Genomic DNA, 26,633 nt, shown 5'->3' on the forward strand with positions numbered 1-26,633 from the left:
TTAATAATTTTTGTTTTGTATTTTTAAAGTTAGCTAGCTTGCTTTATTAAGCTGCTGCGCCATCTTTTTGTTCTGCAACGGCTTTGATTGCCAATGCAGTGTTGCGAACTGGTGCTTGTAATACTGATAATAGCATTGAAAGTAACCCTTCGCGGCTTGGTAGTTTTGCAAGAGCTTCGATTTCTTCTTTTGAAGAAACTTTACCCTCAACCACACCTGCTTTAATTTCTAAAGCTTCAACTTTTTTAGCAAAGTCAGCTAAGATTTTAGCAGGAGCTACTACATCTTCGTTACTGAAAGCTACAGCTGATGGTCCTTTGAAAACGTCATCCATTCCTTCTAAACCAGCTTCTTTAGCTGCACGTGATAAAATGCTGTTTTTAACAACGGCAAATTGTACTCCAGCGTTACGTAATTCTGAACGTAGATTTGTAGCTTGTTCTACAGTAATCCCTAAATAGTCAACAACAACAACTGACGATGCGTTTTTGAACTGTTCAGCAACTTCTGCAACTTGTTGTGCTTTTTTAGCAATGATTGCTTCACTCATCTTCGTTTTTCACCTCCTGAAATTTAGGTAGGGCACAAAAAAATCTCTATGCCCACAAAGACACAGAGAAATAAGATCAACTTGTTCTCCCTCGGTAGGATATTAAGGCTAGCGCCCCCTACTGTCTTCGGTCGCATTCAACTTTTATTAGTTTACATGATTAACTCTTCATTGTCAACAAAAAACACTAATAAAAAAGAACCAAGCACTTGGCCTGGTTCATTCATTTTTAAATTATAGAGAAGCTACGTCTACTTTAACCCCAGGGCCGAAAGTAGTTGTCACAGCAACGTTACGTACGTATTGACCTTTAACTGTAGCAGGTTTGATACGTAATAATGTTTCGTGAATTGTTTTGAAGTTTTCTACTAATTTTTCATCTGAGAATGAAACTTTACCGATTGGAACGTGGATGTTACCAGCTTTGTCAACACGGTAAGTTACTTTACCAGCTTTGATTTCTTCAACAGCTTTCGTTACGTCCATTGTAACAGTACCTGTTTTAGGGTTTGGCATTAAGCCTTTAGGTCCTAATACACGACCTAAACGACCAACTTCACCCATCATGTCAGGTGTTGCAACGATAACGTCGAACTCAAACCATCCGCCTTGGATTTTTTGAGCTAATTCGCTGTCACCAACGTAGTCTGCACCAGCTGCTTCAGCTTCTTTAGCTTTTTCACCTTTTGCGAATACTAATACGCGTTGAGTTTTACCAGTTCCGTTTGGAAGTACAACTGCTCCACGTAATTGTTGGTCAGCTTTCTTTGGATCTAAACCTAAACGGTATGCAACTTCTACAGATGCATCAAATTTAGCGAAATCTGTTTCTTTTGCTAATGCGATTGCTTCTTGAACTGAGTAAGCTTTAGAAGAATCGATTTTTTTAGCGGCTTCTAAATATTTTTTGCTTTTCTTTGCCATTGTATAATTTCCTCCTATTGTGTGGTTTTAACGGTTTTACCTCCCACAAAGTCCATGAGTGAAACACTCGTGCTAGGGACTTTTGGAAGCTGCATTTGTTTTTAGCCTTCTACTACAAATCCCATTGAACGGGCTGTACCTTCGACCATGCGCATAGCAGCTTCTACGTCTGCTGCATTTAAGTCAGGTGCTTTTAATTCAGCAATTTCTCTAACTTGATCACGAGTTACAGTAGCAACTTTTTTCTTGTTTGGTTCGCCTGAACCTTTTTCAACTTTAGCAGCTTTCTTTAATAATACTGCTGCTGGTGGTGTTTTACAGATGAAGTCGAATGAACGGTCTTCATAAACTGAAATCACAACCGGAATGATTAAACCTGCTTGGTCAGCTGTACGAGCATTGAATTCTTTACAGAATCCCATGATGTTCACTTGTGCTTGACCTAAAGCCGGACCTACTGGTGGAGCTGGAGTTGCTTTACCTGCAGGAATTTGTAATTTAACTAGTTTTACAACTTTTTTAGCCACGAGACATTACCTCCTTGATTGTTTCGTGCGTGGTTTAATGGAGATGAAGATTTCTCCTCCCACGGTGTTCCGACATGTGCATTTTCATGCACTTTGGTATTATATCAAAACTTAATTTGCAATGCAATATTTATAGTCTACTATTTTTGTAAATAAAACTTTCGTTTTTCTTACAAGCCTTTTCGAACGGTTGCGGTTGCTTCATAGCTACTGTAATGGGGCACCGGATTGAGCCTATCGTCTCAATTCCTACCAAGCTTCAAACTGACTCTACAGGTTTCACCCTAGAGTCAGTAATTCACATTGGTTGCTATCCCCCATTACTGTTGCTATAGAACCACAACGTTCTTCAGGCTTGTAAGAAAATGAGATTTTTTTGCAAAAAAGTGAACTGCTAGAAATCGCGGTGCAATGGGATTTGTGCCAAAAGATGAAAATGACATGTCGGTGCCTCTAACGGCCTCCCATGCTGTGGAAATGCGATGAGGGCGGGGTTTGTGCAGAGAATGTGAGGTGCTTATGAAAACTGCCCGAAATTCACTTATAAGTGAATTTCGGGCAGTTGTGCTAGTTGTTAAATTCAATAAAGAAAACTTTGAGGTAATCGCTTAGAGGTGTAGCCGCTGGAACTGCAAAATCACTTGGTAAGCCTTTCTTCAAGACAATACGATAGCGACGATTGCCGTCTGCTTCACGAATCCCCTGTTCAATCATTTGTTGGAATTGAGATTCACTCACATTCGCTGCATTTGTAGATAACACGAGTATTCCTTTTGGTGCGACTAATGGGGTGATTTGCGCTACTAGTTTCCCATAGTCTTTTGCTACAGAGAAGGTACGCTTCTTCGTACGTGCAAAGCTTGGCGGATCCACGACGACCGTATCAAACTTCAACTGTTTCTTCAATGCGTATTTGAAATAATCAAAAACGTCCATGACGTAGATTTGTTGTGTCTCAGGGTCAATACCGTTTACTGCGAATTGTTCTTTTGTTTTCTCCAGGCTACGATTTGCGACATCCACACTCGTTGTTTTAGTCGCTCCTCCCATCGCTGCGGCTACAGAAAAAGCACCCGTATAACTAAATGTATTTAACACGGTACAGCCGGCACTGTAGCGCTGACGAATTGTTTCTCGGACTTCTCTTTGGTCCAAAAAGATACCGGTCATTAGTCCTTCGTTCATATAAGTCGCGTATTTCACGCCATTTTCTAATACAATCAGTGGTTCTGGCGATTCTGTCCCACCGACAAACCTACTTTCTGGTAAATACGCTTCATTTTTAAAACGAATCTTTTCGTAGACACCTTTGACACCTTCAAAGGCCCCAAGCGCCTGCGTTAAAATCTGGTCACGGAAATGATACACGCCTTCGCTGTACCATGATACGACGATAAAACCGTCATACCAATCCATCGTCACTCCGCCAAAGCCATCGCCTTCCCCATTAAAGAGACGAAATGCTGTCGTATCCTCAGAATGCAGGAGGGAATGGCGATTCTCGAAGGCGGTTTTGAAGATGCCATTAAAGAACGCATCATCCAACGCTTCGTCTTCCTCGCGGCTATATACCCACGCAACTCCCTTATTTTGGAATCCGACATACGCCATTCCTAAGAATCGATGTTGTTGGTCAACAACTTTTACTACTTCGCCTTCATCTGCGCGAAGTTCTTGCGCAAGGTCCATCTGACTAATCAGTGGGCTTCCTTTTTTGATGCTGGATGCCGCTTTGCTTTTTACTACAATCATTCCCGTCATTATTTTTTCCTCCGCTTCTTAACCATCCGATACAAGAGGAAGCCTAGCCAACTTCCAAGTACATTACAAATAATGTCATCAATATGGCTAACTCCTGTATAAAATATAAACTGTGCAAACTCGATGAAAAACGAGGTCAAGAACCCGTATTTCAGCGCGCGTGATTCTCCTTTTTTACTTCCATACAGCATCCCGCAGAAGAATCCTAGCGGCATAAACCAGACAATATTTCCTACTACATTATAATACGCCGCAAATATAGACCCTTGCATAAAGAGTTTGATACTATCCACAAACGGAACCCACATAATATCCGATAGTGGATGGACGACAATTTTCACAGCAAAAGATTCGTCCAAGTTTCTAAAAATCGTCACCTGCGAAAGTAGGATTAAATAGAAGATAAATAAATTACGATAGAGTTCCCATTTCCACACAATTCGTTTTCTTTTTCTAAATAATAAAGAAATAGACCAAACGATCAACCATCCTATAAATAAGACGATAGCGTGGTCTAAGCTAAAAATAAACAAACGAACAAGTGGAAGATGGTTCACTCGGTCCGCAAAAATCTCTACTATCCATCGATAGAATGGACCTAATAAATACATGGTCTTCCTCCTTGTTCGTTTTTCAATCTATGATAATTCCGGTTCTCCAGGGAACACCACTCTAAATGTGGTTCCTTGACCAATTTCACTACGTACAGAGATTTTACCACGGTGACTATCCACTAGCGATTTGACAATGGCCAGCCCTAGTCCGCTTTCTCCATATTTCGTGCTCTTTCTGGAGACATCAGCTTTATAGAATCGTTCCCAGATTTCATTAATTTCTCTCTTATCAATCCCAATTCCCGTATCTGAAATTTCAACAATAGCTTTTTTACCATCGTTCCAAGCTTTCACCACGATTTGTCCATCATCGGTAAATTGGTTCGCATTTTTCGTAATATTCACCAAAATTTGTACAAAGCGGTCATAATCCGCATATACACTGAACTCAGAATCACATTCATAAGAGATTTCATTATTTTTCACTTTAGTCAGTGCTTGCATTTGTTCCACAACCGCTCGGATAGCTCCAAGGCCTGCAAAACGATGTTGCACCAGTACAATTTGGTTCGAACGAATTTTCTCATAGTCCAGATTTTCATTAACCAGTCGAATCAATCGTTGCGTTTCACTTGAAATGAGTTCGAGCGAACGTCCTCTTCTAGATTCTGGAACCATATTGTATTTCAAGCCATCTAATAAGCCGTTCATCGTTGTTAGGGGTGTTCTCATTTCATGAGCTACGTCCATCATAAATTGCCTACGAACATTTTCTTGTCGCTCGACTTCTTGTTCCATTTCACGTAAGGAACGCGCCATGTTATTAAAGTCTAGCATCAATTCGTCAAACTCATCTTGACTATCGACTTTCAGTTGGACATCAAAGTCCCCTTCAGCAATTTTATTAGTGGCTTGACGTAGTTTATTAATGCGTCTGTTTTGATAGTTTGCAAAAATAAAGCTCATCAATATCCCTATAATTCCTGCGGCACTAAACGCGATAAACATCGAATTTCTGAGCTCTCTTACCTCTGTTTGGATACGACTGAGAGGACTCGCTAATGCGACATATCCTTTATATTGCTTTCCTTTAATAATCGGATAATAAACGGTCAATAAATTTTCTACAGAATCTCCTGTGAAATCCATTTGAACCTCTTTTAAGTTAATGGCAGAGCCATTTTTTAGGTGAGTTAACTCCTCTTCCGTTAACGAATTTTCACTAGCAGGATGTTTCGACGGAAAAGTCATGTTGTTTTTTTCGTCAAAAATCGCAATAGTTACATTTTCTTCTTTTAAAGTCGTTCCTATTTTTTGAATATCCGTATAGCTCATCTCAGAATCAATAATCCCTTTGGCATAAGATTGCAATTGCTGCGACCTTTGGGTGTAGATATTATTGCTCATTACATTATAAAAAAGAATCCCACAAGCAACAATGGTTATCAATACAACGGATAAGAACCCCAATAGTTGCTGATAAAAGTACTTCATTGATTACAACTCACTATCATCAAATTTATACCCTACGCCCCAAACTGTATGAATCACGTGTGGTCCTACAGCTTCAATCTTTTGGCGGAGTTTCTTAATATGAGCATCTACTGTACGTTCATCTCCGTAGAATGGCTCTTCCCAGATTTTTGTTAATAGGTGTTCACGGGTGAATACTTGGCGTTGATGTTTCGCCATCACCATTAATAAGTCAAACTCTTTTGGTGTTAAGTTTTCGATTTGTTTCCCATCGATAAACGCTTCATGAGTTTTCGTATTGATTTTGACATGGTCGGTTTCTACATCGAACATTGAAATTACCCCACTACCGGATGCTGATGCTCTTTGTGTACGACGTAAAAGAGCTTTAATACGCGCCATAATAGTCACGGCACTAAATGGTTTTGCCACATAATCGTCCGCTCCGATTTCAAGACCGATGACTTGGTCACTTTCTGAATCGCGCGCCGTAAGCATCACGATTGGAACAGCCTGATTTACGTGACGAATTTGACGGCAAATTTGCATGCCATCCATGCTTGGTAAGTTTACATCCAAAATCACAATGCCCCATTTGGATTGGTTTTCCATAAAAGCATCGAAGCCTTCTTTTCCATCATGATAGAAACTTGCCTTCCATCCTTCATTTTCAAAAAACATGCCCATCATTTCGCAAACTGCTTCTGTATCTTCAATCATTAAAACATGCATCATTTATACTCCCTTTTCACGTAAATCTTATTCATTAAAAGTTTCTTCACAAATTATACACTATTAATATGAAATCATAGACGACTAAATGTGAAAAAAATATGAAGAAGCCTTTGTCCACGAACTATTCCTTCTTTTTTTGGGACCCCAAACTGAATCGCAAGTGATTTAATAAGGATAACTGTGCATCACTCCACGGATTTCTTCTGCCATTTCCTTTTTGATGGAAATGACGAGTGAGTTCCATCTGCTTATCTCGACTGCTCTCTAATTCCTTATAGAAATCACGCGCGGACTTTCGAAGCGCTCCTTTTTGAAAGATGAGCCACTGCTCTGCCAAGTCGCTAGTCGCAACGGAGACTTGAATTAGTCGCGTGTTCATTTCAGAAACCGTGCGTTCAATATAGCTATCGGCGGTTTCTCCTTCAGAAGTAAAAATCACTTTCACTTGCGCTTGGTCAAACGACTGGGTGATCCCTGGTACAAATTGGGCATCGAAAACAATCCAGACTTCAATATTTTCAAATTTCTGAAAATTCGAGCACCGTTGAATGAGTAAATCCCTCGCGCTCTCTAAGTCGTCTTGCTTCTTCAATGCCACCAATTCCGGCCAAGCACCAATCATATTGTATCCATCGATAATATAGAGTTGCTTTTTCAATGTGCAGCCCCCATTTCCTATAACGAACGGTTACGGAAGACTTCGTACATCATTAAGGCACTCGCCACACTCGCGTTCAGACTTTGGACATGTCCCACCATCGGAATCGTCACCATTTCGTCCACGCTTTCCTTCACGATACGTGAGACGCCTTTCCCTTCGTTCCCCATCACAATCGCAAGAGGACCACTTGTATTCCATTTGCGGTAGTCCGTTCCATTCATATCGGTCCCAAACACCCAAATGCCACGCGCCTTCAATTGTTCAATCGTTTGCGTTAAATTCGTCACGCGAACAACCGGCACATGCTCAATGGCACCCGTTGAAGCTTTGGCAACGGTCGCTGTCAGTGAAGCGGAACGGCGTTTTGGAATAATAATCCCGTGAACGCCTGTTGCGTCAGCTGTTCGTAAAATACTTCCTAAGTTATGTGGATCTTCCACTCCGTCTAAAATGACGATAAATGGATCTTCGCCTTTTTCTTCGGCCTTCTTAAAGACGTCTTCTAAGTCAGCATATTCATACGCCGCAATCGAAGCCACGAGTCCTTGGTGAACGGCATTTCCGACAAGGTCTTCAATCTTTGTTTTTGGAACGGTTTGAACTTGAATGCCTTTTTCACGTGCCAGTTCAATGACTTTTGTGGCATCTCGACCAGAAGTTCCTTCTTGGATAAAGACGCGGTTGACACGGTCCGGCGTTTGCAAGGCTTCTACCACTGCATGGCGTCCAAACACAAAGTCCACCACTTCTTGTACTTCTGTACGTTCTACGTGTTCACGAGTAAGGTATTGTCTCCTTTCATCTCGCTTAGATTGTAGGCGGTCTGAACGATTTCCGTTTCTTGATTTTTTCTTTGGTGCATATTCATTTCGTGCCATGTTACTGTTCACCTTCCACTTGTTGTAAGCACCAGTTGATGAGTTCTTCCAATCTCGCTTGTTGGCCAGATAAGTATAAGTACCCCATTAATGCTTCAAAACCAGTCGCAATACGATAAGTTCCAACATCGGCATTTTTAGCCACCGTATGACTCTTACTATTGCGTCCTCGTTTGTATATTTCTAATTCTTCTTCCGTTAAGAAGTTTTCTTGTTCCAACATTTGTTGCATCAAGCGTGCTTGTGCCTTTGCCGAAACAAATTTTGTTGCGGTCGCATGTAATTGATTTGGCTTTGTTAACCCTTTTTGCATCACGTGATTTCTGACATACACTTCATAAATCCCGTCCCCCATATAGGCGAGTGCCAAACCGTTTAGCAGCTTCCAGTTTTTTTCTGTCATGCTTCTCTTCTCCATCTTGTTCCTTGTGGAGTGTCTTCTAATACAATCCCTTGTTCTTTTAGTAAATCACGAATCTCGTCACTGCGAGCAAAGTTTTTTGCTTTACGCGCTTCAAGACGTTCATCGATTAACGCTTGAATAGCATCATCGAGCAGTGCCTCTTGTTTTTCCACGATTCCAAAAATTCCAAATAAAACCGTTGCTTTTTCAAGAAGTGCTTCCAGTACTGCTTTAGAAACCACTTCTTGTTCTAAATACACATTCCACTCTTTTAACCACTGATACAACACAGTCATCCCATTTGCTGCATTGAAGTCATCATCCATTTCTTTTTGGAAATCTGCTTCAATCGCTTCGAATTTCGCTAGACGTTCTGCGTCTTCTGGCAATGCATCTACCGCTGTTTCTAGGCGATAGCGTGCATTTTTGAAGGTCGTTTGTACCTTTTCAAGGTTCACGGCTGCTTCTTGAAGAGCCGCTTCACTAAATTTCAATGGACGACGGTAGTGCGCACTCGCTAAGAAGAAACGAAGCACTTGTGGGTCGAGTTGTTGGATTAAGTCGTGAACAAGCACAAAGTTTCCAAGAGATTTACTCATCTTCTCTTCGCCCATCGTCACAAACGCATTATGCATCCAGTAGTTCGCAAATTTCTTACCTGTTTTGGATTCACTTTGCGCGATTTCGTTTTCGTGGTGAGGGAACGCTAAGTCTTGTCCACCCCCATGAATATCGATGGTATCCCCTAAGTGTTTTGTCGCCATAACAGAACATTCGATATGCCATCCTGGACGACCCTTGCCCCATGGAGAGTTCCAGCTAATTTCATTCGGTTTCGCGCTCTTCCATAACGCAAAGTCTAATGGATTGCGTTTCTTCGCATCATCTTCAGAAGCCGTGCGATTACTTGCCCCCATTTGTAAGTCTTCGATACGTTGGTCGCTGAGCTTGCCGTAGCCTTCGAATTTTTCAGTGATGAAATACACGTCGCCTTCTGATTCGTAGGCCATCCCTTTATCGATTAAATCTGCTACAAAGGCAATAATATCATCCATGGTATTCATAACCGTTGGATTCAAAGTCGCCTTCTTCACATTTAGGGCGTTTGTATCTTCAAAGAACGCTTCGATATATTTTTTTGAGACTTCTTCAGCCGTCATTCCTGTTTCGTTTGCCACTCGAATGATTTTATCGTCGACATCTGTAAAGTTCGAAACGAAATTCACGTCATAACCACGGTATTCAAAGTAACGACGAATCGTATCAAAGGAAACTGTACTACGAGCATTCCCGATATGAATATAGTTATAAACCGTTGGACCGCACACATACATGCTCACTTTACCTTCTTCAATCGGTTTGAATGCTTCTTTTTGTCTTGTTAAAGTATTGTAGATTTGAATCATAATTTTCCTCCGATAGTAGTATCTCTTTCAATCTCTTCTATTGTATGTACACGAACCACTCGTGCAGGCAATCCAACTGCAGTCGTATGTGGTGGAATATCCTCTAGAACCACCGCTGCGGCTCCAATCTTCGCATATTCTCCAACTGTTACAGGCCCAATGACTTGTGAATGAGCTGATAAAAGCACGCCGTTTTCAATCGTCGGATGGCGTTTACCAGTGTCTTTCCCAGTTCCACCTAAAGTTACCGCATGGAACATCTTCACATCGTCTCCGATAATGGACGTTTCTCCAATCACGATGCCCATGCCATGGTCGATAAAGAACCGTCTTCCAATCGTAGCCCCTGGATGAATCTCAATTCCTGTGAGGAACCTACTAAAGCCGCTAACCATTCGTGCAAGGAGTTTCATTTTTACCTTTTTATGTAACCAATGTGCCACACGGTGCAAGACCGTTGCGTGATATCCTGGGTACGTCAATACGATTTCTAAGCTACTTCTTGCAGCTGGATCATTCTTTTTATACGTTGTCATGTCTTCTTTAAAACGTCCCATTCCTTCACTTCCTTTACATTGACTTTCTTCTCAATTATAGCACAGTTTAAAGCACACAAAAAGCTGAAAAGCAGGGCTACAGGGCCTAGCTTTTCAGCTTTCCTAGAAATTATTGTAAGTCTAAAGTCACATCTACTGTTTGTAATGGTACATCGTAGAATGGATCTTCGCGGCGACCTAAGAAGTCTTTTGCTTGTTGTGGGAAGAGTGCGTACATTAACACATCTTCGTCAGATTTAGCGTATTCTTTAATCTCTTCGCGAATTTCTGGTAATTGATCTTCGATTAAGTCAGCTGGACGAACGGTCACAACTTCTGCATCGCCGATAATTTTTTCTTTCACTTCAGGATTAATTTCTGCTGGAGCTTGTCCATATAATCCTAAAACGTAGTCTTTGATTTCTTTTGGAACGAGTTTGAAACGTTCGCCTGAAATCACGTTCATTACCGCTTGTGTCCCAACCATTTGTGATAATGGTGTTACAAGTGGTGGGTATCCTAAGTCTGCACGAACTTTAGGCACTTCAGCTAATACTTCGTCGTATTTGTCCGCTAAGCCTTGTTCTGTTAATTGACTTAAAAGGTTTGATAACATTCCACCAGGTACTTGGTAAATTAATGTTTTTGGTTCTGTATCTTTTACTTTAGGGTTTAAAATGCCTTCTGCACGGAATTTATCACGAATGCCGTTGAAGTGAGCGGTTGCTTCTTCTACTTTCTTCATGTCCACGCCAGTATTAAATCCTAATTCTTCTAAAGATAAGACCATTGATTCAGTTGCAGGTTGACTTGTACCACCAGAGAATGATGATAAGCAAGTATCGATAATATCTGCGCCCGCTTCAGCTACTTTTAAGTAAGTCATTTCAGAAATACCACTTGTAGCGTGCGTGTGAACTTCTAAAGGAAGATCAGTTTTTTCTTTAATACGGCTTACTAATTCGTAACCTGTTTGAGGTGTTAATACCCCAGCCATGTCTTTAATACAGATTGAATCTGCACCGAATTCTGCCATGCGTCCTACTAAATCAACATAGTAGTCCACCGTGTGAACTGGACTTGTTGTGTAAGAGATTGCTGTTTGGCAGTGTCCGCCTGCTAATTTTGTTGCTTCGATGGATGTCTTCATGTTACGAACATCGTTTAAAGCATCGAATACACGAATAATGTCGATTCCGTTTTGTACAGATTTTTCTACGAATAAACGAACTACATCATCAGCATAGTTACGGTATCCTAATAGGTTTTGTCCACGTAATAACATTTGCAACTTTGTATCTTTCACTGCTGCGCGAATTTGACGTAGACGTTCCCATGGGTCTTCATTCAAGAAACGAATACAAGAGTCAAAAGTTGCTCCTCCCCATACTTCTAACGCATGGAAGCCAGCTTGGTCTAATGTTTCCAAGATCGGTAACATATCTTCAGTTGACATACGAGTCGCGATTTGACTTTGTTGTCCGTCACGCAAAACCGTTTCAGTTAAACGGATAATTTTGCTCATAATATCTTCCTTTCTTAAGGTCTTTGGGTCGATGTGTATTCTGCAATCATACGAGCGATATGCTCTTGCATCTCTTGAACCGTGTGCTGTCTAGAACGAGCGCACACTTTTGCTTCCTCATTGCAGATGAAACAACGTCTTGGAGGCATTCCAAGCGCTGTCCTGGAAATTGGAGTTGGTGTATCTCCGGCCATTTCCACGACATCGATATCCAGCAATCGTCCGAGTGGGTGTCCTTCTTCAAACTGAGCAACGACACGCTTTACTTCAAGAGCGTCGCCACTGAATACACGGTAATATTCCAGTCCTGTTGAAAGTGAGAAATCTTCTTGATGAAATCTCTCAAAAGACGCTAATGCGGCGTCCAATTCAGAAATCACAGAGGCGAAGACGGTTGTAATCGCCTCTGAATTTTTAACAGGACCTGGAATATTAAGTGTAATAGACACGAGTACACACGGGTTCAATTGTTCTAATAATTGTTGTTGGATATGAGCACGTCTTTCTCTGGCATCAAGCATTTGCATGATGTCTACCGGTGCTCCGTCAAACAAAGAATTAAACATTGCGAACAACGTCGATGATGCTTCCATCACGGTATTCGATAACCGCAACCACTTTGTCACCATATTGAATTGGTTCTGGGTTTCCAACGATGCTGTATGCTTTTTCTTGTAATTCTTTGATTGTGTATTGAGGTACGTCTAACCCTTTGAAGTGTTCAATTAAGTCTTGACGGTTAGGGTTGATGGCAATACCGATTTCAGTAACCACCACGTCCACACTTGTACCAGGAGTAATCACAGTATTTACTGATTCTACGAATGTAGGGATGCGTCCACGTACTAATGGGCTGATTACCATTGACATTTTTGAAGCAAAGGCTGTATCACAGTGACCACCTGAAGCTCCACGGATAACACCGTCAGAACCTGTCATTACGTTTACGTTGAAGTCTGTATCTACTTCTAAAGCAGAAAGAATTGCAACGTCTAGACGGTTGATAACAGAACCTTTAGATAATGGGTTTGCGTACATGCTTGCGTCGATTTCATAGTGGTCTGCGTTATTTGCTAGTGAGATTGCTGATGGGTGGTCAAAGTCTTGAACGTCGATGACTTTCTCAACTAAACCTTCTTCTAACAATTCGCACATTGAGTTTGTAATCCCACCAAGTACAAAGCTTGCTTTGATGCCGTCTTTAATCATTGCTTCACGGATGAAACGAGTTGCAGCAAGAGAAGCTCCACCTGTACCCGTTTGGAATGAGAACCCTTCTTTGTAATATGGAGAACCAGTGATTACTTTAGAAGCGTATTCTGCGATTAATAATTCTTTAGGGTTTTTCGTGAAACGAGTTGCCCCTTTGGCAATTCCTTTAGGATCTCCGATTTCATCTACAACAACCACGTAGTCCACGTCTGTTTGTGGAATGCTGATTGGAGTGTTTGGATAAGGTACAAGGCTATCTGTAATCGCAACTACTTGGTCAGCGTATTTAGCGTCGATCATTGCATATCCTAAAGAACCGCAAGTTGCTTTTCCTTTTGTACCATTGATGTTACCGTACTCGTCAGAACTTGGAGCTCCAAGGAAGGCAACGTCGATGTGGATGTCTCCTGCAGTAATCGCACGAGCACGTCCACCGTGTGAACGAATCACAACTGGGTTTTCCATGATACCGCTAGAGATTGCAGCCCCTAATTTATCACGTAACCCAGATGAAGTGATATTTGTAATGACACCATTTTTGATGTGTTCAATTAATGGTTCGTGTACGTTCGCGATTGAAGAAGGCGCGATAGATAGGTTTTTAATCCCCATTTTCGCAATTTCATCCATAACCATGTTAATCACATAGTCTCCTTCACGGAAGTGGTGGTGGAATGAAATTGTCATGCCATCTTTTAAGCCAGTTTTTTCAATAGCTTCACGAATGCTACCTAATAATTTTTCTTGACGAGGTTCAACAGGTTTGATTTTACGGCTAGCTGCTTCATAAGGTTTAATGCGAGCTAACTCACCTTCGTATACCCCATATTGATCTGCATATTCTTGTGGAATGTCACGTCCAGCTTTATTTAATACCATCTTAAATTTCCTCCTCGCTAATCAATCCAGCCGCTTTCGCCAATGCGATTACGCGCTCGGCACGTTCCACGATTGGTTTATCGACCATTTTACCGTTAACTGAGATAACACCTGAACCTTTTGCTTCAGCTTCACGAATTCCCCAAATAACTTCTTTAGCGTTTTGAATTTCTTTTTCTGTTGGTGCATAAACTTTATTAACCACAGGAATTTGACGAGGATTAATAACAGATTTCCCATCGAAACCTAATTGTTTGATGCGTTCTACTTCTTCACGGAATCCTTCCATGTTGTCTACGTTAGAGTAAACAGTATCAATAGCAGCGATTCCTGCAGCACGAGCCGCATGTAAAATCATGCTACGAGCGAAGAATAACTCTTGTCCATCAGGATAACGACGAGTTTTCATGTTTGTTACGTAGTCTTCAGCCCCTAAAGCGATCCCGATTAAACGGTCACTTGCTTTAGCGATTTCGCGAGCGTTTAACACACCTTCAGCAGATTCAATCGCAGCCATCATTTTAGTGCGACCTACTGGGATGTTGTTTTCACGTTCAACGCGAGTGATGATTTCATCCACGTCTACGATATCTTGCGCTGTTTCAGTTTTTGGTAAACGAACCACGTTTACTCCAGCAAGAACAACTGCTTCAATATCTAAAGCACCTGTTGTATCTAAACCATTGATACGTACAACTGTTTCTACATTGCTGTAGTCAAAAGTTTTTAATGCGAAGTGTACTAATACACGAGCTGAGTCTTTTTCTTTTAAAGATACAGCATCTTCTAAGTCAAACATAATTGAGTCTGCGCCGTAAAGTGGAGCATCACGCAACATTGCTGCGTTTGAACCAGGTACGAACATCATTGTTCTTCTTAAGCGTTCCATGAGTCAATCTCCTTCCAGTCGTAGTTTTCAACTTCTGATGCACGGTGAACCACTGTCACTGTACGAGCTTGGATTGTGCAATCTAGAGCTCCTTTATCAACCGCAATCACTTCTGCTGAAGTAACGCCTAATTGTTTTAAAGTTTCTTCGATAACACGACGGATTTGATTTCCGAATTGTTTTTCGACACTACTTTCTAATTGAATGTCGATTCGACCAGCGGTACTTGGATTTAAAGTAATCATAATGTCACTTGATTCCAAAGTGCCGACTACTGCACTTTTTTTAATTTCCATTATAGTTTCCACCTTTTCTTTTGGATTTTATCCAATGAAATGTTTTTCTTCTAAATAATGATACGTAGTTGCTGGAACGAGCTGTTTCAACTCGTCTACGTTTTTGTCTTGAATGGCAGCGCGTACCCGCGTCGCACTCACCACTTCCTCCCGGACAGAAAGTCTATCTATAATGATTAATTCTAAGTCCTTGCCAAAAGCAGCGCTTAGTGCGTCATTATAAACGGAGGTGACTGGGGAGAGTGGTTCTTGACCAACAAAACGTTTGGTCAATTGTAACGTTGGAACAATGTTTTCTAAGAAGAGTGTTGCATCCAATGTTGCTTGAACTTTTGCCACTTCCAAATCCGCCTTCTCTTTCAAGAAGTACGATGGGAAAGTAGCGCTTGAGACCATGTAGTCTCTCGTCGGGAGCACCGTTACATTCGGCAGGTGACTCACGCCTTGTTTCACCATTTCCATGCGGTCATTCGTATTAAAGAACGAACGATCCTCGGAAACAACGAACACGTAGAGGTGGCTAGACTGACTTGCAGCCGTTTCTACCAAGTATTGATGTCCCAGTGTAAAAGGATTTGCATTCATGACGATGGCACTATTGCTACTTCCTTCTACGAAATGTTCTTTGAGTAATTTTAAGTAATCACTAAAAGATGGGATGCCTTGTTCTAAAAAGGCAAGGTTTTCTGTTTCGGCAACTACCCGATAACCCAGAGATTTAAAGAAGACAATGTTCTTTGGTTTCGTGTAGACAAAACTATTGGTATAAGAACGTTCTCTTAATTCATCTAAGAGCGCCATCACGAGATGCGTCAACAGATTTTCTGATTGATACTTTTTACAAACCACTAAACATTTCAAAATGTTGCGGTCTAGGGAACCTGTCGCTGCAATGTCACCAGAATGATGATAGATTGCAATTGTGTAATCGACTTGTTCCGTCTTGCCAAGGTTCGCTTGATCCATTACCCATTCCCAATCTTGACGAGCTTTTTGATCACGATCAAGCCATAATCGTTTGAGAATGAAATTTTCCATGGAACGGCCTCCTTATTTTGGCGGGAATGCTTTTAATAGAACAGCAGATACGGCATATAGAATTCCTAATACTAGGAAAACTCCACCCATCCCTAAAGCCATTAATTCAAAAGCTTGTGTTAAATGTTCTGCGTTGAAAGTCATCGTTTTCCTCCTTTTCCTTCTATATTATTACATGAAGAATGATAATAATAATCCACCAGCAATAACAGAAGCGATTTGTCCAGAAACGTTAGCTCCAACAGCGTACATTAAGATGAAGTTTTGAGGATCTTCGTCTGTCGCCATTTTTTGGATAACACGACTTGACATTGGGAATGCAGAAATACCTGCAGCTCCGATCATTGGGTTGATTTTTTCTCTACGGAATAAGTTCAAGATTTTAGCAAACACAACACCACCGATTGAGTCCATGATGAAGGCTACTAAACCGAATAAGATGATCATTAATGTTTGAACATTTAAGAATAAATCAGCTTGCATTTTAACTGAGATGGTAATCCCTAATAAAATAGAAACAATGTTTACTAATTCGTTTTGAGCGGCTTGAGATAAGTTATCTAAAACGCCACATTCGCGTAATAAGTTACCGAACATTAAGAAACCAACAAGTGGTAATGAAATTGGAGCAATGAAACCTGCCACAATTGTGATAATGATTGGGAATAATATCTTCGTTAATTTAGATACACCTGAAGCATGGTATGTCATACGAATACGACGTTCAGCTTTAGTTGTAACCATCTTAATTGCGATTGGTTGGATAATTGGAACAAGCGCCATGTATGAGTAGGCCGCAACCGTAATCGCTCCAAGTAATTGTGGTGCTAATTGGTTTGCAACGAAGATGGATGTAGGACCGTCAGCCGCACCGATAATACCGATTGAAGCAGCTTCACGAATATCGAATCCAAATAATACTGCCATAACTACTACGAAGAAAATACCGAATTGAGCTGCCGCACCGAATAATAACATGAATGGGTTTTGTAACAATGGACCGAAATCGATCATCGCACCGATACCGATGAAGATTAATAATGGGAATAATTCAGTTTCGATACCAATCTCGAATAAGATTTGTAGAACCCCGTGTTGTTGTTGTCCGCCAACGACTTGGTCAAGAACCCCAGTCCCTGGGAAGTTTACTAAAATTGTACCTAATCCCATTGGTACTAATAATGTTGGTTCGTACTCTTTTTTAATCCCTAAGTACATTAATAGGGCACCGACAAGCATCATGAAGATTTGGCCGCCAGTAATAGACATTACATTTTGAACTAATGTTTCCACTGTTTCACTCCTTGAATTTCAATATAATTAGTTAATTGTAATTAAAGCGTCTCCTGGGTTTACCACTTGACCTTCTTTAACGTGAATTCCTGCTACAACCCCTGCTTTAGCAGCAACGATTTCATTTTCCATTTTCATCGCTTCTAAAATCATTAATGGTTGGTTTTCGCTAACTGTATCCCCTACGTTTACAAGTACACGTAAGATATTTCCAGGCATTGGAGATGGCATTGCGTCTGCGCCTGCTGGTGTTGATGCTACAGGAGCTGCTGGAGCAGGTGCTGCTTCTACTGCAGGTGCTGCTGGAGCTGCTGGGGAAGCAACTGGTGCGACAGGAGCTGCAGGTGCAACTGCGCCGATTTCTTCCATTTCTACTTGGTACTCTTGACCGTCTACTTTGATTTTGAATTTACGTAACATTTCGTAACATTCCTCCTAAAATAAATTATGATTTGCGTTTTTGGTAGATTTCTTTAACAGTCCACTGACTGTCATTTGATTCGCCTGCAGCAATTGCCGAAGCGATAACCGAGATAATCTTGGTTTCTGGGTTGCGTTTAAGGACGCGTTTAACCACAAATTGGCTTTCTGGGTAATCTGAGGCCGCAATCGCTGCCGCAATGATTGAGACGTACTTAGCTTCTTCTGCTTCTACCGGTACAAAAGCTTCTAATTTTTCCCATTCCAATTGAGGGGATGCAGGCTGCGTTGATGCGTGTTCCGTTGCTTCAGAACTCTTTTTGCCAAATAATCGTTGGAGAATTCCCATTCCTTCACTCCCTTCCCAACATAATCTGCATAGAATTATTATACAGAAAACACTATCATTCCCGAAACATAAAACGGGACTTCCCCTGTTCTTTTGGTGTTTTATTATAAATAGGATATAAGCATTATGTTCATTTTGTCACATCAAACTGTTTTTTTAATGTTTTTCGATATGAAAACACTATCTTTTTTATTAAATATTGTTTAAGATATCGCTATAAGTAAACGAATTCATTCTTGAAATGACTTCGTGGAGAGCCCTTCAGGTTTTAGCGACTGAATGATTCTCCTGCTATTATAAAAATTTTTTCAAAAAAGAAAGGAAGATATGATGGTTATCACAGTTGCAGCTTATGTAATGATGGCTATTTTCATGTACATTATCATGAAGAAAAAAATGTCACCATTCACAGCTTTAGTATTAATTCCATTAATTTTCGCAATTATTTTAGTTGCTACAGGTCAAGTCCAAGACGTAAACATCGGTACATTAATTCGCCAAGGGTTATTCGGAAATAACTCAAAAGATAAATTAACAGCGATGAAAGGAACTGCTGAAACAGGGGTTATGCTTCTATTCGCGATCCTTTACTTCTCTACAATGTTAGACGCTGGATTATTCGATCCAATTACTAACAAAATGATTCGCTTCGCTAAAGGCGATCCAATGAAAGTATTGATGGCTACTTCTATCGTAGCTGCTGCCGTATCATTAAACGGTGACGGAACTACAACTACATTAATCTGCTGCTCAGCTTTCGTGCCAATTTACAAAAAATTAGACATGAAATTAATGAACTTAGGGGTTCTTGTAATCTTACAAAACACAATCATGAACTTATTACCATGGGGCGGACCTACTGCTCGTGCGATGTCAGTTCTTGGTGTAGAAGCAGATATTCTAGGTTACTTAGCACCGGGGATGGTTCTTTCAATTCTTTACGTAATCTTCTTCGTTGCTCGCTCAATGGGTAAAAAAGAACGTGCTCGTTTAGGTGTCCAAGAATTATCTGAAGAAGAATTAAACGAATTAACTACAATTTCTGATCCTGAAGTATTAGAAAAACGTCGTCCACAAAACTTCTTAATCAACGCTATCATGACAATCGTGTTAATCGGTTGGTTAGTTGCAGGTTCATTCATCGATGCAATCGAAGTGAAACCAGTTGTATTATTCTTAGTTGGTACAGGTTTAGCCTTAATGATCAACTATCCAGACTTAAAAGCTCAAGCAAAACGTATTGGGGACAACGCTGGGGACGCTGTACAAGTAGTATTACTTGTATTTGCTGCCGGAGTATTCATGGGATTATTCCAAGGAACTGGAATGGCGACTGCTTTAACAAACAGCATCGTTAAAATTATCCCTGAACAATTAGCAGGCTTCTGGTCATTAATTATCGCAATTATCTCAGTACCTGGTACATTCTTCTTAACAAACGACGGATTCTACTATGGAGTATTAATTCCATTCGCTGAAGTTGGACGTCAATACGGATTCACTGATATGCAAATGGCATTAGCTTCATTAATGGGTCAAGCATTCCACTTATTAAGCCCATTAGTAGCGTTCATCTACTTACTATTACGTCTAACAGGATTAGACATGGGTGAATGGCAAAAAGAATCAGCTAAATATGCTGCTGTTGTCTTCGTAATCTTCGTTGTAACAATCGTATTAATGGGTCACATGCCATTATACTTAGCTCAATAATTCAAAACGAATTTGTGAAAAAGACTTGTTCAGGCCCAGCCTAACAAGTCTTTTTTGTGCATTTTTCACTATTTTCGTTTATACTATTTCTGATACATAGAACAAATTCAAGGAGGCCATTATGTCAGCAGTCATTCAAGCAGTTAAAAAGAATTTAGACATCTCTCAAAACAAACCTCTAAAAATATCGCTTTATGAAGCGTTTCGTAAAACGATTATTTTGGGGGAGATTCCTGCCGGCACAAGAATTAACGAAAAGGAATTCTCTACAGAATTAAATATCAGCCGAACTCCCATTCGCTACGCCTTAAATGAATTAACCAAAGAGATGTTAGTAGAACACATTCCTAAAATTGGCGTTATCGTAAAAGGGATTTCCATCAAGGACGCCCATGAGATTTTTGAAATTAGAAAGTCCCTCGATACCTTAGCAACCATTAACGCCATGAAACTCATGACGAAAGAAGACTTCAAAGAGCTACAAGCCATTTTAGAAGAATGCGACAAACTGAATGCTGAAGACAAAGTAGATGAAGTGCTTGCTAACTTCACTACCTTCAATGATTTCATTTATGAAAAATGTCAAATGACTCGTCTAAAAGAAATCGTAAATGAGCTTCGTACGTATGTCATTTATTTTAGAGATCTATCGATTCGTTCTTCTGAACGTCGAACCAAAGCACTTGATGAACATAAGCTGATTTATCGTGGAATGCTCAATAATGATGTGGAACAAATCACGCTCATTACTCATGAACACTTAGACCGTTCATTGAAATTTATATTGAAACAAATGGAGAAATTACACATTGATTAATCCTGAGTTTTTAGCAAAAGTGGCAACAGATGCCCTTCTACAAGAAGTGAATCTTGCGCCAAAACCAGGCCTCGTAGACCCAATTTCTACTGGCGCGCATCAAGATATGACAAAGGACACCTTCTACAAAAGCATCGACGCGCTACGTCCTTATTTACTCGCCTACGCCAAAGCAGGAGAGAACCATAACGGCACCCCACTCGACTTATTTAACGAGCTCCGCGCCCTTGGAAAACAGGCAGAAGACGCCATGATGGCTGCCACAAACCATATCAACACCCATAAAGGAGCTAATTTCTCCTTTGCCCTGGTTTTAGGTGCCACCGCTCATACAAAAGGCAACATTCCAGAAGCCCTGCACTACTGTCATCTAATGACACGTCACCTGATTGAAGTGGATTTTGCCGACCTCGACCAGAAAGAACATCTTTCATATGGAGAAAAACTTTACGTCGAACATGGCATCACAGGCATTCGAGGCGAAGCTGCAAGTGGCTACCCTAGCCTTTCCAAAGCCCTCGACTATTACAACACACTAAACACGCATACTCCTCGTCACCGTGACTTACTCCTGCTCCTCTACCTCATGACATTCGTAGAAGACGGAAATCTCATTCACCGAGGCGGAATCGATGCGTATAAGAAGATCCAACAAGAAGCCAAACTCCTCTTTGACGAAGCCCAAACGCTCTCAGAAGAAGAGCTTGTCTCCAAATTAGAAGACTACGACAACGTCCTTATCGAGCGTAACCTCAGCCCAGGAGGCAGTGCAGACCTACTCTCGCTCACCTTCTTTTGTCACAAAATACAAAAAAACGGATGAACCCTCATCCGTTTTTTCTTTGCCCTTTTTCTTCCCTTCCAGCGCTTCCATGTTTGTGTCTTTTACGAGCACACACCTTATGTTTCTCCTTCCCCGCGCCAGAGAACGTGGCATGCACACACCTGTTGCACTCTCTTATTCAAGAAGGATTAACCTTTTTATTTAACCCCTTTGCACTCAGGACTGATATTCGGAAAAATCTCAGATTCTATAATAGCAGTAATGGGAAATCGTATTAAATGCGAGGGAGAAAGACCATAGGCTCGAACCGTTACCCCTTTATAGCTATTATGAAGACATCTGAGGGAATCTCGAGTATATCGGACCGTTAGGTCCTCCTTCTCTATCTATAAACAAAAAAGAGTTAACGCAGTTTGCATTAACCCTTTCTGTTAGCTTTTATTTAATAAGAGCAAGTGCGGCTTGGATGTGTGCAATGCTGCGTTCTCTTCCAAGCAACTCAATCGTCTTACCAATCTCCGGCCCGTGTGTTTGTCCGCTTGTTGCCACACGAATTGGCATAAACAAGTTTTTACCCTTTACGCCAGTTTCTTTTTGAACCTCTTTAATGGCTGCTAAAATACTTGGCTCATCGAATGTTTCCATCGCTTCTAGTTTCGACATAAAAGCATTCAATACCGTTGGAACAGTTTCACCTTGAAGCACTTCTTTTGCTTCGTCATTTTCCACTTCGAAATCTTTTCTGAAGAATAATGTTGATAAAGCAACGATTTCATTCATGTAGCTCATTTGGTCGTGGTACAACGCCACTAATTTCACTAACCATGTATGTTCTTCAGGAGAAACTTCTTCTGCTACGATTCCCGCTTTTTTTAATTGCGCAATCGCCATTTCAGCCACTTCTTCTAATGGAGTTTTCTTCACGTATGTGTTGTTAATCCATTCTAATTTCTTCGGATCGAAAGCTGCTGGTGATTTACCAAGACGTTTTTCGTCGAAGATTTCGATGAATTCTTCACGGCTGAAGATTTCGTGTTCGCCTTGAGGAGACCATCCTAGAAGCGCGATAAAGTTGAACATCGCTTCTGGCAAGTACCCTAAGTCTTTATATTGTTCGATGAATTGTAGGATTGATTCATCACGTTTTGATAATTTCTTACCTGTTTCAGTATTAATAATTAATGTCATATGTCCAAAACGTGGTGGTTCCCAACCAAACGCTTCGTAAATCATTAATTGTTTTGGAGTGTTGGCAATATGGTCATCTCCACGTAAAACGTGAGTGATTTCCATGAAGTGGTCATCCACTGCTACTGCGAAGTTATACGTTGGCATTCCGTCACGTTTTAAGATAACGAAGTCGCCACCGACGCTTGTAGACTCGAATGAGATTTCGCCTTTAACGATATCATCAAAAGCATAGGTGCCAGTCTTTGGAACACGGAAACGAACAACAGGAGTGCGTCCTTCTGCTTCAAAAGCGTCACGTTGCTCTTGTGTTAAGTGAGCATGTTGCCCGCTGTAGTGCGGCATTTCACCATGAGCACGTTGCGATTCACGTTCTGCTTCCAATTCTTCCTCTGTCATATAGCATTTATACGCTTTATCCTCAGCAATTAATTGCTCGATAAGTGGATTATAAATATGTTCACGTTCTGATTGACGGTAAGGACCGTATTTCCCTGGTTTATCTGGACCTTCATCCCAATCCATTCCAAGCCAAGTTAAGTTTTCTAACTGGCTTTCTTCTCCGTGCTCAAGATTTCTCTTGCGGTCAGTATCCTCGATACGGATGATGAACTCTCCACCATAATGTCTCGCGAATAAATAGTTAAATAGGGCTGTACGAGCATTCCCGATATGTAAGTGCCCTGTTGGACTTGGTGCATAACGTACACGCACTTTATCTGTCATTGTAAAACTTCCTTTCTTTGTCATTCTTACTTATTGTAAAACTTTTCAAGCCATATTTCCATGATTTATAACAAGTCTTCTAAAATATATTTAAAATCTTTTTCTTCCATTTTTTGAATCATAATAATCCCATCCCCTAAAGGAAGTAATGTTGATCTTAAGGTTGGGTCACTTTGTACTAAATCAAGGAACATGTTGAGGCGACGATGAATTTTACGCACACGTCTTGGGCGATCCATCACATCTTCTAAAATCGTTCCTCCTTGGAAAATATCATCCACGACCAGCACGCCGCCAACTTCTAGCACGTCCATGCAATATGGGAAGAACTCAATATATTTTGCTTTAGCACTATCCATAAAGAGGAAGTCATATTTTGCTTGTTCTAGCGTTGGTAAGATATCGGCTGCATCGCCTTCCAATTGGGTGATTCGGTCGGATAAGCCTAATTTTTCAAAGTTTGCTTTGGCACGGCTATACATTAACTCATAGCGGTCAATGGTCGTTACTTTTGCCTGTGGTGAAGCTGTAGCCATTAGACTCGCTGAGAATCCAACGGCTGTCCCAATTTCTAAAACATTTTTCGGTTGGGTTAGTCCCACTATAAAATCTAGGAAAACAGCTGTTTCATGAGGAATAATGGGAATTCCTAATTCATTAGCCATATTTTCTAATTCGCCTAAGCCCCCCGGAAAACGGCGTTGACTTGTGCGCATGTACTCGACCAGTTCCGGTTTGACAACAGGTCTGTGCATCATTTCATTTAACATAAATTCTCCTTTGTTAGAATCCGCCACCGCCGGATCCTCCACCACTACCTCCGCTCGATCCACCAGAGAAACCTCCGCCGAACCCGCCTGAATTACTAGAAGAACTTGAAGACGGTACTCTTGTTCCCGCTAAATGAAACGAAGTAGACAAGACTTCATCCAATTTAGTCACTGGATTATACAAAGTTCCCATATGTTCAGAATAAAACACGCTTTGGGTTAGTTGGTTTGGTATAATTTTTTTTAATATTTTAATCAGATTTTCTGCTACCCCTAATGAAATCGCATAAACAAGGAAGTGGTCCCATATTTGAATACTAGGTAGATCTTCTACACGAGACATCGGAGAAATATCCCACAACATCTGTTTGAAAGCTTGCCATTTTCTATATCGATACTCTCCTTCTAGTGAACGCCTTGGAGCCGTAACTCCTGACCCAATCCATGTAAGAGGAATGAACAAGAGTGACATCAGAAGTGTATACATCGATAAGGAACCATTGTCGGTGAAGATTCCAATCATAATGCCTACAAAAACCAGCAAGAAAATCGCACAACCGGAAAATATATTCCTTGCCTCTGCTTCTCCTTTTTTAAAACAATCCACTCGGTATTTCCTAGAAGAAGTTTCAACAGAAGCCATCCAAGCAGCAGTCGATTTTAGGTACTTTTCCGGTTCTTTCTTTGCAAAACGTTGAATATCTTCCATTAAATAAATATAATGGCGCCCTTCACCAACATCTTCGAATAAAAATTCAATCGCAATCTTTTCATGAGGGAGTAATCCAGATACTTCCCTAACTAGTTTTAAAATATAAGGTTTCGTATCTGTTATTGTCAATACTTTTTTACGGATTAAATCCATAATCGTTGCACTTAAATCAAGCATTGAACATTCTTGATAAACGGCTTGATTCATAATAGCGGGGCTAATATCTTCAGGAAGTTCATAATGGTGATCAGGGATATGTGGCACTTGACTGAGTCTCTTACGATTGGCAAAGAAACCTTTAATCCAAGCAAAAATCAAATTCAAAACCATTAGTCCCCATGTCACATAAATACCCATGGCTCCCCTACTTTTCAGACGCTCATCTCTAAGAATTAATTCCTCTTCCTCTGCAACAATACGATCAAAAGCTTTTTCAGAAACAATATTGGTATTGAATGGAGTCAAGGTTTGCGGGAAAAGCACATGTACTTCAACAAAATCGCCACTTTCATTAGACGGTGCTTTAAAAGTAACTGATTTATAGTCCTCAGCGATTTTGACTTCTCCATTCTTACCAGCTCCATGTCCCCATGCACGCAAGGTCTCTCTTGAAGCGTTCCCTGGAAGATTGACAGTCACGGTAATATTTTCTTGGTTTATTTCCCATTCTTTTCCGACTACTTTACGGTTGAGCTCAGCCGTATCCTCATAATTGGTAATCAATTTAGGAATCGTATATTGAAAAGTAACGGTTCGAGTCGTATTTGAAAATGGCATAAAAACTTTAAATTTCATTTTATTTCCATCATTACTAAGCTGATAACTACCATTTTGACCAGAAGTGTTTCGAGGAATTTCGATGTCACCCTGTGCACTTTCTATAAAAGCCGCAACATCTGTTGGATGTAAGAATCCTTTATATTCCAGATTATAGAATACCCCATTATAAGACCCGGCTGCATTGAACGTAATTTTTTCTTTAAACTGAACGTCTCCGTTTTCTAAAATATTCACAGTGATATCGTACTTGTCTATCTTTAAGCTACGAGCATCAACACTCGAACTCAGTCCAAAAAAGGCTACTAATCCTAATAAAAACGTAATGATGTAACGTATTTTTCGATTCATGTTCTCACCTCTATCATGTCAAAAAAGTGTCAAAACGTTGGGGGATTGTCCACGAAGGAACTTCGCTATCTTCTCATACTCGCCTGTACTCTATTACATTACTGAACCAACAATATTTAATTTTTTCTTCAAGTAGAATTTAGTTGCTAAAGCTGCTTCCCCAATAAGTCAGTACCATTCATAACTCATTACAAGATTGATAAAACTTGGAATGAAGCGTTGACTTGTGCGCATGTACTCGACCAGTTCTGGTTTGACAACGGGTCTGTGCATCATTTCGTTTAACATAATTTCTCCTTTGTTAGAATCCGCCACCGCCGGATCCGCCACCACTACCACCGCTAGAGCCTCCAGAGAATCCTCCGCCGAACCCGCCAGAGTTGCTACCTCCATTCACATAAGAGCTAGAACTGTTGTATGAGCTTGAGAAGGCACTATTAAAGTCCGCAATAGGATAATAAATCGTTCCTGTTTGACTTGAATAGA

The 26,633-nt window shown here is 40.7% G+C and carries 29 protein-coding genes and 1 other annotated feature; of the genes, 3 read left to right on the forward strand and 26 right to left on the reverse strand.

The features are described from left to right. Positions 1-46: 46 nt before the first annotated feature. The 22 genes from rplJ to ACO5V7_RS07030 all read right to left on the reverse strand — a co-directional run bounded on the left by rplJ (position 47) and on the right by ACO5V7_RS07030 (position 18,309). Entirely contained in the window at positions 47-550 is a 504-nt protein-coding gene (rplJ, locus tag ACO5V7_RS06925; RefSeq protein ID WP_263090466.1) for a 50S ribosomal protein L10, read from the reverse strand. A gap of 28 nt (positions 551-578) precedes the next feature. Next, positions 579-699, reverse strand: a sequence feature (ribosomal protein L10 leader region). An 85-nt stretch (positions 700-784) separates the two neighbouring features. After that, positions 785-1,474 carry a 50S ribosomal protein L1 gene (gene rplA, locus ACO5V7_RS06930; protein ID WP_485485588.1) on the reverse strand — a complete coding sequence of 230 codons (690 nt, stop codon included), beginning with the start codon at positions 1,472-1,474 and terminating at the stop codon, positions 785-787. Positions 1,475-1,575: 101 nt separating this feature from the next. Continuing rightward, on the reverse strand, positions 1,576-2,001 hold the full coding sequence (gene rplK, locus ACO5V7_RS06935; protein WP_005607816.1) for a 50S ribosomal protein L11: 426 nt from the start codon (positions 1,999-2,001) through the stop codon (positions 1,576-1,578). 567 nt (positions 2,002-2,568) lie between these two features. Next, entirely contained in the window at positions 2,569-3,762 is a 1,194-nt protein-coding gene (locus ACO5V7_RS06940; RefSeq protein ID WP_485485589.1) for a class I SAM-dependent rRNA methyltransferase, read from the reverse strand. Then, positions 3,762-4,373 (reverse strand): VanZ family protein, encoded by a 612-nt coding sequence (locus tag ACO5V7_RS06945; RefSeq protein WP_485485590.1) that lies wholly within the window; start codon positions 4,371-4,373, stop codon positions 3,762-3,764. The genes ACO5V7_RS06940 and ACO5V7_RS06945 overlap by 1 nt, the downstream gene beginning before the upstream one ends. A gap of 27 nt (positions 4,374-4,400) precedes the next feature. Beyond that, positions 4,401-5,810, reverse strand: a complete 1,410-nt coding sequence (locus ACO5V7_RS06950) for an ATP-binding protein (RefSeq protein ID WP_485485591.1) — start codon at positions 5,808-5,810, stop codon at positions 4,401-4,403. A gap of 3 nt (positions 5,811-5,813) precedes the next feature. Then, complete coding sequence (locus ACO5V7_RS06955) at positions 5,814-6,521, reverse strand: winged helix-turn-helix domain-containing protein (RefSeq protein ID WP_485485610.1); 708 nt, start codon at positions 6,519-6,521, stop codon at positions 5,814-5,816. Between the two features lie 124 nt (positions 6,522-6,645). After that, positions 6,646-7,182 (reverse strand): NYN domain-containing protein, encoded by a 537-nt coding sequence (locus tag ACO5V7_RS06960; protein WP_485485592.1) that lies wholly within the window; start codon positions 7,180-7,182, stop codon positions 6,646-6,648. A 17-nt stretch (positions 7,183-7,199) separates the two neighbouring features. After that, positions 7,200-8,063 (reverse strand): 23S rRNA (guanosine(2251)-2'-O)-methyltransferase RlmB, encoded by an 864-nt coding sequence (gene rlmB, locus ACO5V7_RS06965; RefSeq protein ID WP_485485593.1) that lies wholly within the window; start codon positions 8,061-8,063, stop codon positions 7,200-7,202. Between the two features lies 1 nt (position 8,064). After that, positions 8,065-8,466: a Mini-ribonuclease 3 gene (locus ACO5V7_RS06970; RefSeq protein WP_298730205.1), complete on the reverse strand. Its 402-nt coding sequence runs from the start codon at positions 8,464-8,466 to the stop codon at positions 8,065-8,067. Beyond that, positions 8,463-9,872 carry a cysteine--tRNA ligase gene (gene cysS / locus ACO5V7_RS06975; RefSeq protein ID WP_485485594.1) on the reverse strand — a complete coding sequence of 470 codons (1,410 nt, stop codon included), beginning with the start codon at positions 9,870-9,872 and terminating at the stop codon, positions 8,463-8,465. The genes ACO5V7_RS06970 and cysS overlap by 4 nt, the downstream gene beginning before the upstream one ends. Then, entirely contained in the window at positions 9,869-10,429 is a 561-nt protein-coding gene (epsC, locus tag ACO5V7_RS06980) for a serine O-acetyltransferase EpsC (RefSeq protein ID WP_485485595.1), read from the reverse strand. The genes cysS and epsC overlap by 4 nt, the downstream gene beginning before the upstream one ends. A gap of 109 nt (positions 10,430-10,538) precedes the next feature. Beyond that, entirely contained in the window at positions 10,539-11,933 is a 1,395-nt protein-coding gene (locus tag ACO5V7_RS06985) for an oxaloacetate decarboxylase subunit alpha (protein WP_005607848.1), read from the reverse strand. Between the two features lie 14 nt (positions 11,934-11,947). Then, positions 11,948-12,499 carry a citrate lyase holo-[acyl-carrier protein] synthase gene (gene citX / locus ACO5V7_RS06990; RefSeq protein ID WP_485485596.1) on the reverse strand — a complete coding sequence of 184 codons (552 nt, stop codon included), beginning with the start codon at positions 12,497-12,499 and terminating at the stop codon, positions 11,948-11,950. Further along, on the reverse strand, positions 12,492-14,024 hold the full coding sequence (citF, locus tag ACO5V7_RS06995) for a citrate lyase subunit alpha (RefSeq protein WP_485485597.1): 1,533 nt from the start codon (positions 14,022-14,024) through the stop codon (positions 12,492-12,494). Before citF ends, citX begins: the two co-directional genes overlap by 8 nt. Before the next feature lies 1 nt (position 14,025). After that, entirely contained in the window at positions 14,026-14,913 is an 888-nt protein-coding gene (gene citE, locus ACO5V7_RS07000; RefSeq protein WP_485485598.1) for a citrate (pro-3S)-lyase subunit beta, read from the reverse strand. Further along, the gene (citD, locus tag ACO5V7_RS07005; RefSeq protein ID WP_070439556.1) at positions 14,901-15,209 is read right to left on the reverse strand and encodes a citrate lyase acyl carrier protein; all 309 of its coding nucleotides are present in this window, start codon (positions 15,207-15,209) and stop codon (positions 14,901-14,903) included. The genes citE and citD overlap by 13 nt, the downstream gene beginning before the upstream one ends. A gap of 27 nt (positions 15,210-15,236) precedes the next feature. Beyond that, a complete protein-coding gene (gene citC / locus ACO5V7_RS07010) occupies positions 15,237-16,247 on the reverse strand; it encodes a [citrate (pro-3S)-lyase] ligase (RefSeq protein ID WP_485485599.1) in 1,011 nt (336 codons plus the stop codon). Positions 16,248-16,259: 12 nt separating this feature from the next. Further along, on the reverse strand, positions 16,260-16,391 hold the full coding sequence (locus ACO5V7_RS07015) for an OadG-related small transporter subunit (RefSeq protein WP_485485600.1): 132 nt from the start codon (positions 16,389-16,391) through the stop codon (positions 16,260-16,262). A gap of 27 nt (positions 16,392-16,418) precedes the next feature. Beyond that, on the reverse strand, positions 16,419-17,516 hold the full coding sequence (locus tag ACO5V7_RS07020) for a sodium ion-translocating decarboxylase subunit beta (RefSeq protein WP_485485611.1): 1,098 nt from the start codon (positions 17,514-17,516) through the stop codon (positions 16,419-16,421). Positions 17,517-17,567: 51 nt separating this feature from the next. Beyond that, a complete protein-coding gene (locus ACO5V7_RS07025; RefSeq protein WP_485485601.1) occupies positions 17,568-17,960 on the reverse strand; it encodes an acetyl-CoA carboxylase biotin carboxyl carrier protein subunit in 393 nt (130 codons plus the stop codon). Between the two features lie 25 nt (positions 17,961-17,985). Further along, complete coding sequence (locus tag ACO5V7_RS07030; protein ID WP_485485602.1) at positions 17,986-18,309, reverse strand: hypothetical protein; 324 nt, start codon at positions 18,307-18,309, stop codon at positions 17,986-17,988. A gap of 330 nt (positions 18,310-18,639) precedes the next feature. Here ACO5V7_RS07030 and ACO5V7_RS07035 point away from each other — a divergent pair, with 330 nt between their 5' ends. The 3 genes from ACO5V7_RS07035 to citG all read left to right on the forward strand — a co-directional run bounded on the left by ACO5V7_RS07035 (position 18,640) and on the right by citG (position 21,662). Continuing rightward, positions 18,640-20,022, forward strand: a complete 1,383-nt coding sequence (locus tag ACO5V7_RS07035; protein WP_485485612.1) for a CitMHS family transporter — start codon at positions 18,640-18,642, stop codon at positions 20,020-20,022. 121 nt (positions 20,023-20,143) lie between these two features. Continuing rightward, entirely contained in the window at positions 20,144-20,839 is a 696-nt protein-coding gene (locus ACO5V7_RS07040; protein ID WP_485485603.1) for a GntR family transcriptional regulator, read from the forward strand. Further along, the gene (citG, locus tag ACO5V7_RS07045) at positions 20,832-21,662 is read left to right on the forward strand and encodes a triphosphoribosyl-dephospho-CoA synthase CitG (RefSeq protein ID WP_485485604.1); all 831 of its coding nucleotides are present in this window, start codon (positions 20,832-20,834) and stop codon (positions 21,660-21,662) included. Before ACO5V7_RS07040 ends, citG begins: the two co-directional genes overlap by 8 nt. A gap of 399 nt (positions 21,663-22,061) precedes the next feature. Here the strand turns inward: citG and gltX are convergent, their stop codons facing one another. From gltX to ACO5V7_RS07065, 4 genes are all read right to left on the reverse strand, one after another. After that, positions 22,062-23,537 carry a glutamate--tRNA ligase gene (gene gltX, locus ACO5V7_RS07050; RefSeq protein ID WP_485485605.1) on the reverse strand — a complete coding sequence of 492 codons (1,476 nt, stop codon included), beginning with the start codon at positions 23,535-23,537 and terminating at the stop codon, positions 22,062-22,064. Between the two features lie 65 nt (positions 23,538-23,602). Further along, entirely contained in the window at positions 23,603-24,307 is a 705-nt protein-coding gene (locus ACO5V7_RS07055) for an O-methyltransferase (protein ID WP_485485613.1), read from the reverse strand. Positions 24,308-24,320: 13 nt separating this feature from the next. After that, on the reverse strand, positions 24,321-26,147 hold the full coding sequence (locus ACO5V7_RS07060) for a DUF2207 domain-containing protein (protein ID WP_485485606.1): 1,827 nt from the start codon (positions 26,145-26,147) through the stop codon (positions 24,321-24,323). 301 nt (positions 26,148-26,448) lie between these two features. Next, positions 26,449-26,633 (reverse strand): hypothetical protein (locus ACO5V7_RS07065; protein WP_485485607.1); only part of this gene is annotated, 185 nt, incomplete at its 5' end.

Source organism: Granulicatella sp. (assembly GCF_057274575.1).